The 16,886-nt window shown below is 70.4% G+C and carries 16 protein-coding genes, 1 tRNA gene and 1 pseudogene; 9 read left to right on the top strand and 9 right to left on the bottom strand.

The annotated features are described in order from the left end of the window. Window positions 1-7: 7 nt before the first annotated feature. The gene (locus tag H9L22_RS11540) at window positions 8-1,522 is read right to left on the bottom strand and encodes a class I SAM-dependent methyltransferase (protein WP_187720050.1); all 1,515 of its coding nucleotides are present in this window, start codon (window positions 1,520-1,522) and stop codon (window positions 8-10) included. 65 nt (window positions 1,523-1,587) lie between these two features. On the opposite strand from H9L22_RS11540, the gene H9L22_RS11535 reads away from it, so the two are divergent. After that, complete coding sequence (locus tag H9L22_RS11535; protein WP_226965816.1) at window positions 1,588-2,307, top strand: DsbA family oxidoreductase; 720 nt, start codon at window positions 1,588-1,590, stop codon at window positions 2,305-2,307. Here the strand turns inward: H9L22_RS11535 and H9L22_RS11530 are convergent. The 3 genes and pseudogenes from H9L22_RS11530 to H9L22_RS11520 all read right to left on the bottom strand — a co-directional run bounded on the left by H9L22_RS11530 (window position 2,304) and on the right by H9L22_RS11520 (window position 6,164). Continuing rightward, on the bottom strand, window positions 2,304-3,689 hold the full coding sequence (locus tag H9L22_RS11530; protein ID WP_187720049.1) for a DUF4032 domain-containing protein: 1,386 nt from the start codon (window positions 3,687-3,689) through the stop codon (window positions 2,304-2,306). The genes H9L22_RS11535 and H9L22_RS11530 overlap by 4 nt on opposite strands. Window positions 3,690-3,750: 61 nt before the next feature. Then, complete coding sequence (locus H9L22_RS11525) at window positions 3,751-4,878, bottom strand: PLP-dependent transferase (protein ID WP_187722671.1); 1,128 nt, start codon at window positions 4,876-4,878, stop codon at window positions 3,751-3,753. A gap of 195 nt (window positions 4,879-5,073) precedes the next feature. Next, window positions 5,074-6,164: pseudogene (locus H9L22_RS11520) on the bottom strand (ABC transporter ATP-binding protein). Between the two features lie 163 nt (window positions 6,165-6,327). Between H9L22_RS11520 and H9L22_RS11515 the strand changes: the two are divergent. Continuing rightward, window positions 6,328-7,194: a DedA family protein gene (locus H9L22_RS11515; RefSeq protein ID WP_226965814.1), complete on the top strand. Its 867-nt coding sequence runs from the start codon at window positions 6,328-6,330 to the stop codon at window positions 7,192-7,194. Window positions 7,195-7,272: 78 nt separating this feature from the next. Beyond that, complete coding sequence (locus H9L22_RS11510) at window positions 7,273-9,351, top strand: beta-galactosidase (protein ID WP_187720048.1); 2,079 nt, start codon at window positions 7,273-7,275, stop codon at window positions 9,349-9,351. Between the two features lie 6 nt (window positions 9,352-9,357). Here the strand turns inward: H9L22_RS11510 and H9L22_RS11505 are convergent, their stop codons facing one another. Together H9L22_RS11505 and H9L22_RS11500 are read right to left on the bottom strand one after the other, a co-directional pair. Beyond that, entirely contained in the window at window positions 9,358-9,891 is a 534-nt protein-coding gene (locus H9L22_RS11505) for an acyl-CoA thioesterase (protein WP_187720047.1), read from the bottom strand. Next, window positions 9,888-10,496, bottom strand: a complete 609-nt coding sequence (locus H9L22_RS11500) for a class I SAM-dependent methyltransferase (protein ID WP_187720046.1) — start codon at window positions 10,494-10,496, stop codon at window positions 9,888-9,890. The genes H9L22_RS11505 and H9L22_RS11500 overlap by 4 nt, the downstream gene beginning before the upstream one ends. A gap of 175 nt (window positions 10,497-10,671) precedes the next feature. Here H9L22_RS11500 and H9L22_RS11495 point away from each other — a divergent pair, with 175 nt between their 5' ends. Then, the gene (locus tag H9L22_RS11495) at window positions 10,672-11,190 is read left to right on the top strand and encodes a hypothetical protein (RefSeq protein ID WP_187720045.1); all 519 of its coding nucleotides are present in this window, start codon (window positions 10,672-10,674) and stop codon (window positions 11,188-11,190) included. Further along, window positions 11,187-11,372 (top strand): hypothetical protein, encoded by a 186-nt coding sequence (locus H9L22_RS11490; protein ID WP_187720044.1) that lies wholly within the window; start codon window positions 11,187-11,189, stop codon window positions 11,370-11,372. The genes H9L22_RS11495 and H9L22_RS11490 overlap by 4 nt, the downstream gene beginning before the upstream one ends. A gap of 1 nt (window position 11,373) precedes the next feature. Here the strand turns inward: H9L22_RS11490 and H9L22_RS11485 are convergent. Beyond that, window positions 11,374-11,449 (bottom strand) — tRNA-Thr (locus tag H9L22_RS11485). Between the two features lie 40 nt (window positions 11,450-11,489). Beyond that, window positions 11,490-12,668 carry a mannose-6-phosphate isomerase, class I gene (gene manA / locus H9L22_RS11480; RefSeq protein WP_187720043.1) on the bottom strand — a complete coding sequence of 393 codons (1,179 nt, stop codon included), beginning with the start codon at window positions 12,666-12,668 and terminating at the stop codon, window positions 11,490-11,492. Between the two features lie 118 nt (window positions 12,669-12,786). On the opposite strand from manA, the gene H9L22_RS11475 reads away from it, so the two are divergent. Next, window positions 12,787-13,071 carry a DUF3263 domain-containing protein gene (locus H9L22_RS11475; RefSeq protein WP_406707785.1) on the top strand — a complete coding sequence of 95 codons (285 nt, stop codon included), beginning with the start codon at window positions 12,787-12,789 and terminating at the stop codon, window positions 13,069-13,071. A gap of 6 nt (window positions 13,072-13,077) precedes the next feature. Here H9L22_RS11475 and H9L22_RS11470 read toward each other — a convergent pair whose 3' ends face one another. Next, a complete protein-coding gene (locus H9L22_RS11470; RefSeq protein WP_187720041.1) occupies window positions 13,078-13,524 on the bottom strand; it encodes a hypothetical protein in 447 nt (148 codons plus the stop codon). Window positions 13,525-13,606: 82 nt separating this feature from the next. Between H9L22_RS11470 and H9L22_RS11465 the strand changes: the two genes are divergently transcribed. The 3 genes from H9L22_RS11465 to H9L22_RS11455 are packed head-to-tail and all read left to right on the top strand — an operon-like array spanning window position 13,607 to window position 16,734. Continuing rightward, on the top strand, window positions 13,607-14,278 hold the full coding sequence (locus H9L22_RS11465) for a hypothetical protein (protein WP_187720040.1): 672 nt from the start codon (window positions 13,607-13,609) through the stop codon (window positions 14,276-14,278). A 10-nt stretch (window positions 14,279-14,288) separates the two neighbouring features. Further along, the gene (locus H9L22_RS11460) at window positions 14,289-15,857 is read left to right on the top strand and encodes a hypothetical protein (protein ID WP_187722777.1); all 1,569 of its coding nucleotides are present in this window, start codon (window positions 14,289-14,291) and stop codon (window positions 15,855-15,857) included. Window positions 15,858-15,867: 10 nt separating this feature from the next. After that, complete coding sequence (locus tag H9L22_RS11455) at window positions 15,868-16,734, top strand: HhH-GDP family DNA glycosylase (RefSeq protein ID WP_187720039.1); 867 nt, start codon at window positions 15,868-15,870, stop codon at window positions 16,732-16,734. Window positions 16,735-16,886: the final 152 nt, after the last annotated feature.

Here is a 16,886-nt window from a genome sequence, read left to right as displayed (position 1 = left end):
TTTACCTTTACGCAGGCTTCTCGGCGATGAGCAGGACGTTGGTCCAGGACCACTCGTCGGGGACGAGGGTGCCGTCGTCGTCCTGCCGGTACACGCGGGCGGCCGGCGCGAACCGGTTCTCGATGAGCCACGGGTTGCGGATCGGGCGGGTGTCGCGGGTCATGGTGAACCCTGCGGCCTCGAGCACCTCGACCCACTCGTCGGGGGTGAAGAAGCAGAAGGCCTCGTGGGCCTCCGAGTACCAGGAGTCGATGTAGTCCTTCTTGGCGAGGAACTCGTAGAGGGCGCCGCGGGTGAGCCGGATGAGGGGGCTCCCGTCGCTCGCTGAGCCTGTCGACGTGGCGTAGGTGATCCCGTCGCCCTCGTCGCGGCGGAAGTCGTGGGCGAACTTCTCGAACCGGGCCCGCGTCGACAGCCCGGCCAGCTCCCCGGTGGCGGCGCCGTCGTCGGTGGGGAACTCGACGAGCACCTCCTCCTCGCGCCCCGCGGGGCCGACGACGTCGTAGTTGATCCACACCCCGCCGGGGCGCAGCATCGCGAACACGCGGGAGCAGAACTCGAGGAGCTCGGCCCGTCCCAGGTAGGACTCGATCTCGTGGGTGAGTGCCATGGTGATGACGGTGTCGAGCGAGTCGGGCTCGAACAGGCGGGTCTGCATCACGTTGCGCTGGTGGAAGTAGACGTTCGCGTCGCCGAACTCGCCGTTGGACTTGCGCTGCTGGCAGATCTCGTAGAGCGGGCGGGCGACCTCGACGCCGAAGAAGTCGGACTCGAAGAGCTCCGGGCGCTCTGCGAGCAGCTTGATCGTCTGGCCGGTGGCGCAGCCGACGTCGACGACGCGTCCCGGGCGGACGGCGTGGGCGAACTCGCTGACCTTGCGCCAGGCGTTGTCCTCGAACGCCGCCCGGTAGGTGGCGTAGTCGCGGGTCACCGTGATGTCCCCGTCGTCGGAGTCGATCAGCGGATCGGCGTAGATCTGCTGGACGGCGGCGGCCAGGCCGTAGCGCTGGAACTGGTCGGCGGCGACGGGATGGATCGCGGACGCCACCGTGGGCGCCTGGGCCCAGGCGTCGCCCGCAGCGATGACGGCCTCGACGACGTCCCAGGGGCGGGCCTCGTCGGTGCCGAGTTCGACGGTGTCGACGGCGAAGCCGAGGGCCTCGTAGTCGGCGATCACCGCCGGCGTCGAGCAGGCGACCAGCGTGTTCGCCGGCGTCATCGCCACGGTGCCGCCGGTCTGCGTGCGGATCTCCTCGATGACGTAGTGCGCGAAGTCCACCTTGGGGCGGCGGTTGGCGATCAGGAACGTCAGCGACGGCAGTCCCGCGCTCGCCGCGACGGCCTCCACCAGGCCGAGCCGCCGGCTGCCGGGGAACGGGTTGCGCTGCGTGCCGCCGTGGTCGGCGCTGGTGATCGCCCAGACGATGTCGGCGCCGGGATGGGCCGCGACGAGCGCCGTCAGGTGCCGGACCTGGAAGTCGGTCACGAGGTGGTGTCGTCCAGGGAAGAGGATGTATCGCACCGGGGCATTCTTGCAGGCGGTCGGTGCGGACCCGGCGGTTTGGTCGTTCATGCTTCAATTACCTCGTGAGCATCGACATCCAGATCTGGTCCGACATCGCCTGCCCCTGGTGCTACATCGGGAAGCGCCGCTTCGAGCGGGCCCTCGAGCAGTTCCCGCAGCGGGACCAGGTCACCGTGACGTGGCGCAGCTTCCAGCTGGATCCCACCCTGCCGGAGCGCAGCGACCTCGATGAGGTCGACTACCTCGTCGAGCGCAAGGGCATGCCGCGCGAGGCCGTGGAGCAGATGATGGGCGAGGTTGTCCGGCAGGCCGCGGGCGAGGGCCTCAAGTACGACTTCGACAGCCTCGTCGTGGCCAACTCCCGCCGCGCCCACCGTCTCCTCCAGGCCGCCAAGCGGGCCGACGCGCTCGACGGCGGCAGCCGCGGCCCCGCGCTCAAGGAGGCGCTGCTGTCCGCCCACTTCGAGCACGGCGAGAACACGGGCGACGCGGAGGTTCTGGTCCGCCACGGCGTCGCCGCCGGACTCGCCGCCGACGACGCGCGCGCCGCTCTGGACTCCGACGACCTGGATGCCTCCGTCGAGGCCGACATCCGGGAGGCCGCCGAGATCGGCGTGCGCGGGGTGCCGTTCTTCGTGTTCGACAACCGCTACGGCGTCTCCGGCGCGCAGCCGACCGAGCTGTTCCTCGAGGTGCTGGAGAAGGTGCGCTCGGAGAAGGCGTCCCCGATCATCACCGTCGACGGCGCGGGCGAGGCCTGCGGGCCTGACGGCTGCGCTTAATCCTTCTTCGCCTTCTTCGCCGCCTTGGCGCGCAGCGCCGCGATGTCGAAGGTCTGCAGCAGCGGCGTCTCCGGATCGTTGGCCGCGTCCTCCCACGGGTCGAACGGCTTGTCGTTGTCGTCCTCGTCGACGAAGCCCTTCGACGGGTCGTACTTGTCGAGGAGCGTGCCGCCGGTCACCGGTTCCAGGTCGCCGAGCCGCTCGTCCGGCAGCGTCGAGAGGATCTCCTTGATGTAGTCGGCCGCCGCCTCGTGCGTCGGGACCTCCCGCTGCTCACGCTGGGACTGGAACCAGCGGTGGTCGAGCACCTCGTGGAAGAACTGGGCGGCGTCCCGCTTGCCACGCAGGTGCGGCGGGATGCGGGTGACCGCGGGCTCGAACACCTCGACGAGCCACTTATGCGCCGCCACCGACTCGGCGGCGTTCGGGGCCATGCGGGCCCGGAAGGTGTCCATGTCGTTGAGCATGCGCCGCGCCTGGTGCTCCTCGGCGTCGAGCCCGGTCAGCCGCATCAGACGGCGGGTGTGGTGTCCCGCGTCGACGACCTTCGGGCGCATGCGGATGGTCCGGCCGTCCGGCGACGCGTCGACGTCGATCTCCGCGACGTCGAAGCCCAGCGCGTTGAGGCGGCGGACCCGGCCCTCGAGCCGGTACATCTCGGAGCCGTCGAACTCCTCGACCTCCGTCAGTTCGGCCCACAGCTGGTGGTAGCGCTCCTCGATCGTGTTGACGAGCCATTCCGGGTCGAGGGACGAGTCCATCATCCCGCCGGCCTCGAGGTCGAGGAACTCGCCGTACAGGTTCGTGTGCGCGATCTGCAGGTCGTGCGAGCGCTGGCCGTCGGTCAGCTGGTCGTGCAGTTCGCCGGTCTCAGCGTCGACGAGGTAGGCCGCGAACTCGCCCGCGTCGCGGCGGAACAGGATGTTCGACAGCGACACGTCGCCCCAGTAGAAGCCCGTCAGGTGCAGGCGCGCGAACAGAACCACCATCGCGTCGAGAAGACGGTTGACCGTCTCGTGCTTGACGCCCGGGTAGAACAGCGACCGGTACGGCAGGGAGAACGGCAGGTGGCGTGTCAGCAGGACGGGGTCGAGCGGCTCACCGTCGGAGTCGACCCGGCCGAGGACGACGCCGACGGGCTCGACCGACGGGACGCCGAGGCGCCGCAGCTCGGTGAGCAGCCGGTACTCCTGGACGGCGACCTCCTCCAGGATCTCCTTGGCCGCGAAGATCTCGTTGCCCACGGACAGGAACCGCACGACGTGCCGGGAGATGCCGCGGGGGAGCGCCACCAGATGCTGGGTGGGCCATTCGGCGAGCGGCGCTGACCACGGCAACCGGATGAGATCGGCGTCGGGCTTGGCGGCAAGGAATCGGGGCACGCTCCCAGCTTAGTGTCACCCCGCCAGCGGCGGGCCCGCCGCCCCGTCATCATGCCTCTGGTCAGGCCGAACGCTCCAGGGCCTCAGCGACGACGGCGACCAGGTCATCGCCGCTCTCGATGCCGACCGAGACCCGCAGCAGCCCCTCGCTGATGCCGGCCTCCGCCCTCGCCTCGGGAGTCATGCCCGCGTGGGTCATGCTGGCCGGGTGGCAGATCAGCGACTCGACCCCGCCGAGCGATTCGGCGAGGTGGAAGATCTGCAGGCCGTCGACGAACCGGTCGGCGGCCGCCCTTCCCCCGTGCAGTTCGAGGCTGAAGACCGAACCCATGCCCGTCTGCTGCCGCAGGGCCACGGCGTGCCCGGGGTGGGACGGGAGCCCCGGCCAGTACAGCGCGGCGACGGCCGGGTGCCCGTCCAGCAGCGCGATGAGCGCCTCGGTGTTGGCGGCGTGCACGCGCAGCCTCGCGTCGAGCGTGCGCAGCCCGCGCAGGATCTGGTGCGCGTCGTAGGGCGAACCGGTCAGCCCCAGCGCGTTGGCCCACAGGCGGAGCCGCTCGTGGTGTTCCTGGGTCGCGGCGACCGCTGCCCCGCCGACGACGTCGGAGTGGCCGTTGATGAACTTGGTGGTCGAGTGGACGACGAAGTCGGCGCCGTGCTCGAGGGGACGCTGGTACAGCGGGGAGAGGAACGTGTTGTCGACGGCGACGAGCGCGCCCGCCGCGTGCGCCGCGTCGGAGACGGCCCGCAGGTCCGTCACCCGCAGCAGGGGATTCGACGGCGTCTCGAGCCACACCAGGTCGGGTGCCGCGTCGAGCGCGGTGGCGAGGACGGCCGGCGACGTGACGTCGACGAAGTCGACGGCGAAGCGGCCCTGTTCGGCGAGGAACGTGAACAGACGCCACGTGCCGCCGTAGGCGTCGTGCGCGACGACCACCCGGCCGCCCGCGGGGACGAAGGCCTCGGCGATGAGCGTGATGGCAGCCAGGCCGGTGGCGACGGCGGTGGCGCCGGCGCCACCCTCGAGGGTGTTCAGCGCATCGTTCAGGAGGTCGCGGGTCGGGTTGCCGGAGCGCGAGTAGTCGTACTCGCGGGCGACGCCGACCGCCTCGAACAGGTAGTTGCTGCTGGTGTACAGCGGGGGGACGACCGACCCGTAGGCGCGGTCGCCGCCGAGTCCCGTGCGCATCCCGCGCGTCCACCGTCCGAGTTCCGCCATGGAGCCATCCTTTCCTCGCGGTCGAGCTTACGGCCCCGCCGCCACCGGTCAGCGCCGTGCCCGTTCGCTACCCGCGAGCAGGCGGACCGCGGCCGGGAACGGCACCGGGCGGGCGCGACCAGAAGGTCACGCCCGCCCGGAGAACCGTTCAGCGGCTGGTGGAGCTCAGGAGAGACGCTCCTCCGTCTTGTTGCTGAAGACGTGCACCGACTCGGCCGGGGCGGCCAGGCGGACGACCTGACCCTTCTCCGGAGCGGTGCGGGCGCCGACGCGGGCGACGAACTGCTGCGCGGTGACGATCTCGTCGTCCGACAGACCCGCGAGGGTGCCGTACAGGTACGAGTCGGCGCCGAGCTCCTCGACGACGGCCACGTCCAGGCCGATGCCCTGCTCGGAGACGTTGAACGCCTCGGGGCGGATGCCGACGGTGAGGGTCTCCTCGCCGGGGCCTTGGCCAGGATGTCGCGGGCGACGGGAACGACGTAGTCGCCGATCTGGACGCCGCCGTCGACGACGTTGCCCGACATCAGGTTCATGGCCGGGGAGCCGATGAAGCCGGCGACGAAGAGGTTCTTCGGCGCGTCGTAGAGGGCGAGCGGGGTGTCGACCTGCTGCAGGATGCCGTCCTTCATGACCGCGACGCGGTCACCCATCGTCATGGCCTCGATCTGGTCGTGGGTCACGTAGACGGTGGTGACGCCGAGACGCTGCTGCAGGGCGGCGATCTGGGTACGGGTGGAGACGCGGAGCTTGGCGTCGAGGTTCGACAGCGGCTCATCCATGAGGAAGACCTGCGGCTGCCGCACGATGGCGCGGCCCATGGCGACGCGCTGACGCTGACCACCGGAGAGGGCCTTCGGCTTGCGGTTGAGGAAGTCCTCGAGGCCCAGCAGGCGGGCGGCCTCCTGGACGCGCTGCTGACGCTCGGCCTTCGGCACGTTCTGCATCTTCAGGGCGAAGCCCATGTTGTCCGCGACGGTCATGTGCGGGTACAGGGCGTAGTTCTGGAAGACCATGGCGATGTCACGGTCCTTCGGCGGGAGGTCGGTGACGTCGCGGTCGCCGATGAAGATCGAGCCGGAGTTCACCTCTTCGAGGCCGGCGAGCATACGCAGCGACGTCGACTTGCCACAGCCCGAGGGGCCGACAAGAACCATGAACTCGCCGTCCTCGATCTCGAGGTCGAGCTTGTTGACGGCGGCGCGATCGGTGCCCGGGTAGACGCGGGAAGCTTCGCGATAGCTGACAGTGGCCATGCCACAATTCCTTTCCACGGGCAGGTACGTGCCCGACGATCCGTAGTGGAGCAGGAGCCTTATCGGCTGTCCTGTGGGTGACTGTACACGCACCCCTGTGTCCACCCGCAAGGGGGTTGACCGATGGATGGACGGTCGCGGACGATCCCGTAGGCTTCGCCGGGTGACTGAGCAGAGCCCGGCCGACGACGCCGCCAGGGGCCCCATACCGCCGTCTCCGGACGCCGTGGAGGCCGACGACGATGCCCTCGACGACGCCGCCGGCGAGGCCGGGCAGCCCGAAGGTGGGACCGAGGCCGAGCCTGAAGCTGAGGCAGAGGCAGAGGGTGAGGAGTGGTGGCGCGGGGAGGGGATGCCCTGGCGCAAGAAGCCGGAGCGTGCCGACTACGCGTGCCTCTCCTGGTTCGGCGTCATCGCCGTCTTCAGCCTGATCCTGATCCCGACCCGCGCCTGGCTGCTGGCCGTCGCCCCCGACTGGCTCGCCATGATCACAGGCGGCCGCACCGCCCTCGCAGCCAGCGGCGCCATCGCCTCCACCGGCGCCATGCCGCACTGGCCGATCGTGCTGTTCGTCGCCTCGCTGCTGAGCCTCAAGTTCGACTGGGTCTACTGGTGGGCGGGCAAACTGTGGGGCCGCGGCATGATCGAGATCTGGGCCGGGCAGTCGAAGCGTGCCGCGCGCAACTACGCGCGGGCGGAGCGCTGGGCCGAGAAGCTGGGCCCGCTCGGCTTCTTCATCGCCTACATCCCCATGCCGCTGCCGCTGATGCAGGTGGTGTTCGTGCTCTCCGGGGCGACCGGCATGAGCCTGAAGCGGTTCCTCATCTACGACTACATCGCGTCGACGGTGTGGCTGATCGGCTACTTCATCCTCGGCTGGCAACTCGGCGACGCCGCCGTCGCCGTCCTCAACTGGTACGCGAAGATCGCGGGCTACGTGGCAATCGGGCTGATCGTCGTCGTCTTCGTGTCGACCTACCTCGCCGGCGTGAAGAAGGCGAAGGCCGCCGAGGAGGCCAAGCGGGGCTGAGGCTGGGCGCCCTCCCGTCGCCGTCGTCGCTCCGGTAGCGTGTGACCGGTAACCGCGCAGTGCTGCGACAGGAGAGACATGACCGTCCCGTACCACCCCCAGGGCATCCGCTTCGGTGCCGCGTACTACCTGGAATACCAGCCCGACAAGGATGTCGACCGTGACCTCGACCTCATGCAGGCCGCGGGCTTCACCGTCATCCGGGTCGGGGAGTCCGTCTGGTCGACCTGGGAGCCGAGCGACGGGGTGTTCGACCTCGACTGGCTCCAGCCGGTCCTCGACGGCGCCCACCGGCGCGGCATCGGCGTCATCCTCGGCACCCCGACCTACGCGGCGCCCCCGTGGCTGGCGCACGCCTACCCCGAGATCGCGGGCGAGGTGAAGACGGGGCAGCGGTACCCATGGGGAGCGCGCCAGGAGATCGACATCACGCATCCGGCGTTCCTGTTCCACGCCGAGCGGGTCAGCAGGAAGATCGTCGCCCGGTACGCCGACCATCCGGCCGTCATCGGCTACCAGGTGGACAACGAGCCCGGCGTCTTCCCGCTCCACAACCGAGGTACGTTCATCAAGTTCCTGCGCTGGCTCAAGGCCCGCTACGGCACCGTCGAGAAGCTCAACGAGGAGTGGGGGCTGGTCTACTGGTCGCACCGCATCCAGGACTGGGACGAGCTGTGGCGGCCGGACGGCAACGCCCAGCCTCAGTACGACCTGGCCTGGCGCACCTTCCAGGACGAGTGCACCAGCGAGTTCATCGCCTGGCAGGCCGACATCGTGCGCGAGTACGCGCGCGACGACCAGTTCGTCACCACCTGCACGGCACTGGACCGCGCCACCATCAACGAGGCCCACCTGAACGCTCCCCTCGACATCGCCGCGGCCAACCCGTACTTCGCGGTGCAGGACAACCTCGAGTGGGGCAACGACCGCCCCCGGCCCGACGAGTGGGTCCGCACCGGCGTCCACGGGCTGCTCGAGCTCGCCGACCGCGCCTACGGCATCAAGCAGGGCCGCTTCCTGGTGACCGAGACCAACGCGCAGGCCATCCAGTGGGCCTCCTGGAACTACCCGCCATACCCGGGGCAGCTGACGCAGGCCGGGCTCGCCCTGGTCGCCCGCGGCGCCGCCATGATCGAGTACTGGCACTGGCACACCCTGCACTTCGGCACGGAGACCTACTGGGGTGGCGTCCTGCCGCACTCGCAGCAGCCCGGCCGCGTCTACGACGAGCTCGCCGGGCTGGGCAGGCAGCTGGCCGCCATCGGAACGCGTCTCGACGACTACGTGCCCGATGCCGACATCGCGATCCTGTGGGACACCGCCACCAAGCACGCCTACGACTTCAACCCGCCGCTGCACCTGCCCGGCGGCGCCCCGAACCGCTTCGCGTACCGCGACATCGTCGGCGCCTTCCAGCGCGGAGCGGTCGAGGCCGGCGCCCAGATCCGCATCGTCAACATGGAGCAGTTCCGCGACATCGACCCGGCCGAGCTGGCCGCGCAGTACCCGGTGCTGGTGGCGGCGGTCTTCGTGACCACCGATGACGACCTCTCCCGCCTGGCCGCCTACGCCGAGGCCGGCGGCACGCTGATCGTCGGCCCGCGCACGGGCTACGGCGACGAGGAGGCACGGGCGCGTCACGCGGTCGCGCCCGACGTCCTGCGTCCCGCGGCAGGGGTCAGCTACGAGGAGTTCTCCAACCTGGCCGAGCCCCTGCCCGTGCAGGGTGAGGGCTGGGAGCTGTCGCCGGGGGCGGCGGCGACGCAGTGGCTCGACGGCTACCGGCTCGAGGGGGCGGAAGTCCTCGCCAGCTACGACCACCATTACTTCGGGGCCTTCCCCGCCGTCACCAGCAAGGTGGCGGGCTCCGGCAGGGTCGTCGCCGTCGGTACGGTGCCCAACCCGGCGTTCGCCGTCGACCTCTTCCGTCGCTTCATCCCGACGCCGGCATCGTCCGGCTGGGAGCGCGACCCGAGCGTGACGGTGCTGTCGGGCCGCACGCCGGACGGGCCCGTGTGGTTCCTGCACAACTGGAGCAAGGATCCGGCCGCGGCGACGGTGCCGGTCGACTGCACCGGGATGGTCGACGGCGCCGCCCACCGGTCGGGCGACCGGATCGAGCTCGGCCCCTGGGGCGTGACGGTGCTGGCCGGCTGAGCCGGCTCAGCGGGGGAGCGTGGTCGGCGCGATCTTCGTCGCGTCGGCCCACGCCAGGGCCCAGTCGGGGACCGCGAGGTGGTCCCCGAACGGGCCCGTCATCTCCTCCAGCTCGTCGTGCCCGACGGAGCCGCCCGTCTTCTTCAGGAACCGGGCCCGCACCATGGCGGCCGCGTAGATCTCCCGGCCGACGGCGAAGGTCTGCTCCAGGTAGATCCAGCGGTCGTCGAGCCCGACGACCCGCGTGTGCAGGTCGAAGCGCTGCCACAGCTTCAGTGAGCGGCGGTAGGTGATCGTCTGGCCGGCGACCACCGGGTACCAGCCCCTCTCGTCCAGCCGTCCCCAGAAGCCGCTGCGGAGCATCAGGTCGACGCGCCCCAGGTCGAGCAGCGACAGGTACTTGCCGTTGTTCATGTGGAACAGGGCATCCAGGTCGGTGGGCGCCACCCGGAACGGGGTGCTCACCGTGTCCCACAGGCTGACCGGCCCGCGACGGTGCGCCGACAGGCGCAGCCACAGCAGGCGCAGGAAGAGGTTCACTCGGCGGCGGTGAGGATGGCGACGAGGAAGTCGCTGTCGGGCAGGAAGGGCCGCAGATCCCACGTCGAGAACGCCTGGTTGAGCTCGAGCCCGGCAGCGTTCGCGTCGGCGAGGAACTCGGGGAACTCGTAGCCCCTTCCCGCGCCGAAGCCGATGATGGCCCTGCCGCCGGTGGCGAGATGCCCGGCGAAGCGGCGCAGCACCTCGACGCGGGTCGAGGGGGCCAGGAACCCCATCACGTTGCCTGCGGAGACGATGACGTCGAAGCCCGCCTCGAGTCCCCGGGCCGGCAGATCCAGCTCGGCAAGGTCTCCGACCAGCCACAGCGGGCCGGGATGGTCCTCCTCGGCCGCGGCGATCAGGGCCGGGTCCACGTCGACGCCTACGACGCGGTGCCCCAGGTCGTGCAGCCGGCCGCCCAGGCGACCCGGGCCGCAGCCGGCGTCGAGGATGCGGGCGTTGCGCCCCGCCATCGCGTCGACGGTGCGGGCCTCGCCGTACAGGTCGTGCCCGGCGGCTTCCATCTGCTTGAAACGGTCGATGTAGCGCTGCGAGTGGCCGGGATCGGCCGCGATGATGCGGGCCCACTTGCTCGGTTCAGTCATGGGGCCCATCTTGCCCGCCCCTGCGGAGGGGAGGAAACGGGCGTATCGACGATGGGGATGGGGCGATGGGGATGGGGAAGGTGCCCCATGGCCAGCCGCCGCCCGCGCCGTCACGGTGGATGCATCGGTTCAACGGGAGAAGGAGTTCCCTCATGCATCTGCTCGACTCATCGGAGTGTTGGGCGCGCTCGGCTTCGTGTTCATCCTGGCGCTCTTCCTGGGGCTCATCTGGGTGATGCGCAAGGTCACGGGCGCGATCGGCAGCAAGGTCAACCAGGTCATCTCCCCGGGAGCGCACCGGGCGGGGCAGCAGGCCGCCGACACCAGCTACCGGTTCGTCTCCGCGACGGTGGATGCGCAGGAGATCGTGGCGCGCATCTACCAGTCGCTGGCCTATCCGGCGTCGGAGACGCCGGTGCACACGACCACCTGCGCCGTCCGGAAGTTCCGCGACGCCGACGGCGACATCGAGATCCGCTACGGCAAGAAACTCGGGGGTGATCTGTGGCGCTGCGTGGTGCTCGCCATCGGAGAGGCGGTCGACTACATCGTCCCCGAGGTCACGCGGGTCGACGGCCTGGTGCCGGGGGCCAGGGACCTGGCCGACGTCGAGGCCGCGGTCGTCGCCGCCGCTCAGGCGGCGGCCCCGGACGTCACCGTCACGAAGTCCGTGAGGGAGGTGTCGTGGAAATGAGGCCGGATCAGATCGCGTTGACCATCTCCACCGCACTGCTGGCGGTGTGGTTCGTCTGGGCCTGCGTCATCGGCTACTGGCCGGGAGAGGGGCTCCTCGTGCACGGGATCGGCGTGGCCGGGGTGGTCGCAGCCGTCGTCGGCCAGCGGCTGCGGGACCGGTCGAAGTTCCCGCGGAAATGAATGGAGCCCCCTGAGGGAGTCGAACCCTCGACCACTCGCTTACAAGGCGAGCGCTCTGGCCGCTGAGCTAAGGAGGCGTAGCGCCTATTGTGCCAAGCGGTACCCGGTTTGGGGAACTCAGGCGCCGGAGGCGGCCACGAACAGCTGTCCGTGGCCGCTGACGGAGACCTGATCGTCGGCGGGGGCGAAGACCGCGTCGCCGGAATGCAGGGTGACGGTTCCGTGGTCGCAGGTGAGCGTGAACTCCCCCGAGGTGGCGAGCGCGATGCGTCCGCTGTCCGTGCGGGGGAGGGGCCTGGCGGTGCCGTCGCAGGGGGAGACGAGCCACAGTTCGAACTCGGGGAAGTTCGTCGGGTAGACGTAGACGCCGTCGCCTCCCTCGGGGAGGTGGATCTGCGGCGCGTGCGGGGTGAAGTTGACGACCTGGAGCAGGGCGTCGACGTCGATGTGCTTGCGGGTCAGCCCGCCGCGCATCACGTTGTCGGAGTTCGCCATGATCTCCACGACGGTGCCACGGAGGTAGGCGTGCATGACGCCAGCCTCCAGCATCGTGCTCTCCCCGGGCTCCAGCGAGATCCGGTTCAGCAGCAGGGCCGCCAGAATGCCGGGGTCGCCGGGGAAGTGCTCGTCGAGTTCGACGGCGGTGCGGGCGAACACGCCGAGGTCACCGGGCGCGTCGAGGTTCTCGACCGCGGCGGCCAGCACGACGTCGACGAGGTGGCGGCGGTCGTCCAGCGACAACACGTCGAGGAAGACCTCCTGCAGGGCGGGCGCGTCGCGCCGGTCGCGCAGCGGGCCGATGACGCTCGCGAGTTCGTCGGCCACGCCCAGCGCCTCGAAGAGCCCTGCGGTCTTGAGGGGATCGCGGAAGCCGACCAGCCCCTCGAAGGGGGTCAGGGCGACGATGGCCTCCGGCTTGGGCCAGTCGTCCTTGTAGGAACGGTGTGGGTCGTCGACGGCCAGCCCCAGCAGGGACTCGTGGGCGTAGCCCACCTCGGCCTGTTCCCGTGACGGGTGGGCCTGGAGACTCAACGGGGAGCCTGCGGAGAGGATCTTCAGCAGGAACGGCAGTCGACCGCCGAACGCGGCGCGTGTCGCAGCCCCGACCAGGGCCGGATCATCGCGCAGGACCTCGTCCAGCGACGCCCCGTCCTCGACGAACGTGGGGCCTCCCGGATGGGCACCCAGCCAGTACTCGGCCCACGGGGTGCCATCGGGTTCGCGCCGCAGGAGGGCCGGGATGTCCTCGGTCGTCCCCCAGGGGAAGTGCTGGACGTGGCCGGTGAGTCGGCGCATGGCGATGGATCCTCATGGTTGCTGACGGGTCGTCTCGACTCTACCCGTTCGCCATGGATCGCGCCCTCCCAGGGCGGGGACCAGCAGGGTAATGACATCGATGTGGTTCGCCTCTACCATGGGGGACATGTCCGAGGCCATCGACCGCGCATCCGCCGCCCAGCTCTCCGAGCGTGACGCCGCGATTCTCGACTTCGAGGACAGCTGGTTCACCGCGGCCGTGCCCAAGGAACAGGCCATCATGGAGCGGTTCTCCCTGTCGGCGACGCGCTATTACCAGCACCTCAACCAGCTGATCGACACGCAGGAGGCGCTGGCCCACCGCCCGCTCCTGGTCAAGCGGCTGCGCCGGATGCGCTCGCAGCGGCAGGCGGCGCGCTCGGCCCGCCGGCTCCACGGCTGACGCCCGTCAGGCGCGCCTGAGCCGCGCCAGGGCCTCCCGGAACGGCAACCGCGGCATCTCCCGGTAGCCTCCCGCAGCCAGCCCCGCCTGCCTCTCGAAGTGGTTCGCGGCGGCCCGGTCGCCCGTGCGGAACAACGACCAGCCCGACGCCGCCAGGTACAGCGGGAGGAACGGCAGCCCGAGGCAGTAGGCCCACTGCCACGCGTGTTCCTCCTCGTGGGCCATCAGTGTGGGGTTGCCGGCCTGCGCCTCCTCGAGCGACTTCCGGAACACCAGCACCACGCAGCCCACCGTCATGGCCCCGGCCGGCACCGGCAGGGAGACGCGGTCGGCCACGATGAGGTGACGGTGGCGACGGAGCCGCCCGCGACCCACGGCGATGAGGATCAGGCCCAGCGGGGTGGAGAGATTGACCACGTTCGCGATGTTGCGGATCGTCCTGGCTGTGTCCATGCGCATCCCAAATGAGCGTCGGTACCTATACCTGCTGACCCTAGCCGCTGGCAGAGTCGGGCCCACACCAACCGGAGGACCGATGAGCCACACGCAGCCGATGCCAGACGACCTGCTCGAAGGGCTGACACGACAGTTTCTCGCCATGCGCCAGGGCGGCGACGAGGCGACCGTCGTCGACGTGAGCGGACAGGTGCAGGCGAGCGTCTCCCTCTCGGGTCGGCTGGAGCGGGTCGTGGTCAGCCCCCGCTGGCAGGACCGCGTCGACGACGAGGATCTGGCGGGCATCGTCCTCGAGACGATCAGCCGGGCCCAGTTCGGGGCCATGGAACTGCCCGACGACGAGGCCCTCGCGGCCGTGAGCGACGCGGACGTGGAGGCCGGGGTCGAGGAGGCCCTCGCCCGCGCCACCGAACAGCTGCTGCGCCCGCGTTCGGAGGAGGAGCGGCAGGCCCGGATCGACGCGCTGCCCGCCCTCTTCGCGTCCATGGACGCCGACCTCGCCCGCATGGACCGGGCGCTCGACCGGCTCGAGGGCAGCCTCGATGCCGACGCCGTCGAGGACATCGAACCCGAGGGCGACGAGTTCCGTTCAGAGAACTCGATGGTGACGGTGATCGCCAAGGACGGCTTCGTCGTGGACGTGGCCATCCACGCCAACTGGCTGCGGGGCAAGTCCGGTATCGCCGTGACCGAGTGCCTCGACCAGATCATCGAGCAGGTCAACGACCAGCAGCCCGCGGGCGACGAGTAGAGGAGCAGCGTTGTCCGAGACGAACATGGGGGCCTACGAGTGGCCGACCCAGACCGAGTACGTCGGCGCGATGCGCGGCGCACCGACCGGCACCGCCCTGGCGGACGAGCCGGCGGTGGAGTACGTCGAGGGGGAGGCCGTCACGGCCATCCCCGATGACGCGATCGACATCACCGCCGACGTGACCATCGACGACGATGCCGTGGCCGTCGCGCCCGACGGCACCGTCGTCGACACCCAGGGTGACGGCACCACGATCTCCACGTCCGACGGCGTCGAGATCGCCATCGACGCCGACGGCGTCATCACCGTCGACGCCGACTTCACGGACGGCGAGTCCGTCGACATCTCCACCCTGGCGGTGGGGGCGTCGCTGACGACCGAGTCGGGCACCGTCATCACCAAGAACGAAGACGGCACGATCACGATCGAGCAGGCCAACGGGCAGGTGCTGACCATCAACCCTGACGGGACGGTCGACGTCGACCTGCCCGAGGGCTACGACGCGGACGGCTCCGGCGCGAGCGCGGGCGTCGGCTCTGGCGGCGGGGGAGGCGGGGAGGATCCCGCCGGGGAGGCAACCGACGATGCAGCCGGAGGCGGCGGCTCCGACACCGGCGGCGGCTCCGGCGGTGGACTCGGCTCCGGCGGTGGCTCCGGCGGCGGAAGTGACGCAGGTGGCGGTCTCGGCGGCGGTGGCCTCAGCGGCGGCGTCTCCAGCGGCGTGCGGCCCACGGATCCCCTGACCGACGGGCTCTACAACCCGAACGAGGCAGGCGGGGCCGAGGAACCGGCTCTGCCGCCGATGACCGGCACGACCACACCCCCGCCGGTCGCGACCGTCCCGCCGGCGACCGTCACGCCCCCCGTCACAGGTCCGCCCGACACGGACGGCGACGGGATCCCCGACTACCTGGACACCGACTCGGACGGCGACGGCATCAGCGACGCTGTCGAGGGCGCCGTCGACTCCGACGGCGACGGGATCCCGGACTTCCGCGACACCGACTCCGACGGCGACGGCATCAGCGACGCGATCGAGGGCGCGCCCGACGCGGGCACCCCGGGCGCTCCGAAGCCCCCGGAGGTCGACGTCCCGACAGGGCCCAAGCCCCCGGAGGTCGACATTCCCAAGCCCCCGGCGGGCGGCGTCGAGGGGCCGGGCGGCCCCGGCTCAGGCGGCGGCCCCGGTACGGGCGGTGGCGGGACGGGCAGCGGCGGTACCGGCGGCGGTGGGACCGGTGGTCCTGGCACAGGCGGCGTCGGTGGTGGCGGTGGCGAGGGCTACACCGTCGACCTGTCCGACCTGCGCGACGACGCCCGCTTCGTCGAGAACCTGCGTCCCCTCGCCCGCGAGCTGGACGACTGCTGGGAGCGGGTCGGCGAGCTGATCCAGCACTGGGGCCTGTGGGCCCGCGCTGAGGGCCCCTACACGAAGGGCTGTTCCACCTTCAGCAAGCTGTACACCGGCGCCGGGCAGGAACTGCGGGCCATCGGCAACGCGCTCAGTGAGACCGCCGCCGAATACGAGGCCGTCGAGTCGCAGGGCACTGCGACAGCCGGCAGGATCAACCAGTAAGGGGCCGGAGATGGCAACGCAGAGAAGCTACGTCCAGCGATTTCCGGTCAAGGATCCGTCGGGCTGTTACAGCCCGGACATCCCCCGCCGCGGCTCACAGGGGTGCGACTTCACCCTCGACGTCTCGTGGATCGTCGATCTGCTCGACAGGCTGCAGGAGAAGCTCGGCCGCGTGAGTGACTACATCCAGAAGGCCAAGAGGATCGCGCAGAAGATCCTCGACAAGATGGGCGGCCTCCTGGATGTGCTCTACAAGATCCCCGGAGTCGGCAGCTTCGCCAAGGACAAGATCGAGCGCATCGTCAACTGGCTGTTCTCCGCGGCCGATCTCATCGTCCGCGGACTCAACAAGCTCGCCGAGCTCGCCCAGCAGGCCCTCGCCCCCTGGGAGGTGCGCTCGGCCGGCCGCTCCATCGTCAATCAGCTGGTGCCCAAGTGCGAGTCCTTCGCCGCCGAGTTCGAGCCCGGCAACCTGAAGTCCAGCTCCACCTGGACCGGCGACGCCGCGACCAGCTTCCTCGACGCCTACGCCAGGCAGGGCAAGGCCGCGCAGGACACAGCCCAGGCGGCCGCGCTGTTCGGCCAGGCGGTCAAGCGGATGGGCGACGACGGCGTACAGACCACGAAGGACCTGGCACTCGACCTGGCCGAGCATGCCGCGAAGATCATCAGCCAGGGCGTGCGGCTCCTGAGCGTCCCTGTCGGGACGGTGACGGCGGCCATCCGCATCATCGATCTGGTCCGCAACGTCGTCGCCCTGATCCAGGCCTGGCAGCGGCACATGCGTGACGTCGCGCGCCAGACCGCCGACATGGCGGCGGCCACCGCCAGCGTCGTCGCGGGTGGGGAGTGGCCGAAGGCCGTCACGACCGGGTGATTCTTTGCACTCGTTGGGGGAGAGTGCTAATAATGGGGTTAGCACTCTCCTGTGGGGAGTGCTACCGAATCGCCGGTGAGGCAACAGCCGTCCGTCGCGGGCACTCGCGGTTCGATCCCAGACAGAACATCCGGGGTGGCCACACCCCACCG

This window comes from Tessaracoccus defluvii (assembly GCF_014489575.1).
GTDB classification, from domain to species: domain Bacteria; phylum Actinomycetota; class Actinomycetes; order Propionibacteriales; family Propionibacteriaceae; genus Arachnia; species Arachnia defluvii.
Note: the sequence above shows the minus strand (reverse complement) of the source record. Positions and strands in the feature narration are given on the sequence as shown.

What these genes read in the sequence shown, in the direction of transcription:
- H9L22_RS11470 (WP_187720041.1), bottom strand. Translation starts at nt 13,524, where the DNA reads ATGGACACAGCCAGGACGATCCGCAACATCGCGAACGTGGTCAATCTC.
- H9L22_RS11500 (WP_187720046.1), bottom strand. Translation starts at nt 10,496, where the DNA reads ATGACTGAACCGAGCAAGTGGGCCCGCATCATCGCGGCCGATCCCGGC.
- H9L22_RS11525 (WP_187722671.1), bottom strand. Translation starts at nt 4,878, where the DNA reads ATGCGCACGGGACTCGGCGGCGACCGCGCCTACGGGTCGGTCGTCCCC.
- H9L22_RS11490 (WP_187720044.1), top strand. Translation starts at nt 11,187, where the DNA reads ATGAGGCCGGATCAGATCGCGTTGACCATCTCCACCGCACTGCTGGCG.
- H9L22_RS11510 (WP_187720048.1), top strand. Translation starts at nt 7,273, where the DNA reads ATGACCGTCCCGTACCACCCCCAGGGCATCCGCTTCGGTGCCGCGTAC.
- H9L22_RS11465 (WP_187720040.1), top strand. Translation starts at nt 13,607, where the DNA reads ATGAGCCACACGCAGCCGATGCCAGACGACCTGCTCGAAGGGCTGACA.
- manA (WP_187720043.1), bottom strand. Translation starts at nt 12,668, where the DNA reads ATGCGCCGACTCACCGGCCACGTCCAGCACTTCCCCTGGGGGACGACC.
- H9L22_RS11455 (WP_187720039.1), top strand. Translation starts at nt 15,868, where the DNA reads ATGGCAACGCAGAGAAGCTACGTCCAGCGATTTCCGGTCAAGGATCCG.
- H9L22_RS11475 (WP_406707785.1), top strand. Translation starts at nt 12,787, where the DNA reads ATGGGGGACATGTCCGAGGCCATCGACCGCGCATCCGCCGCCCAGCTC.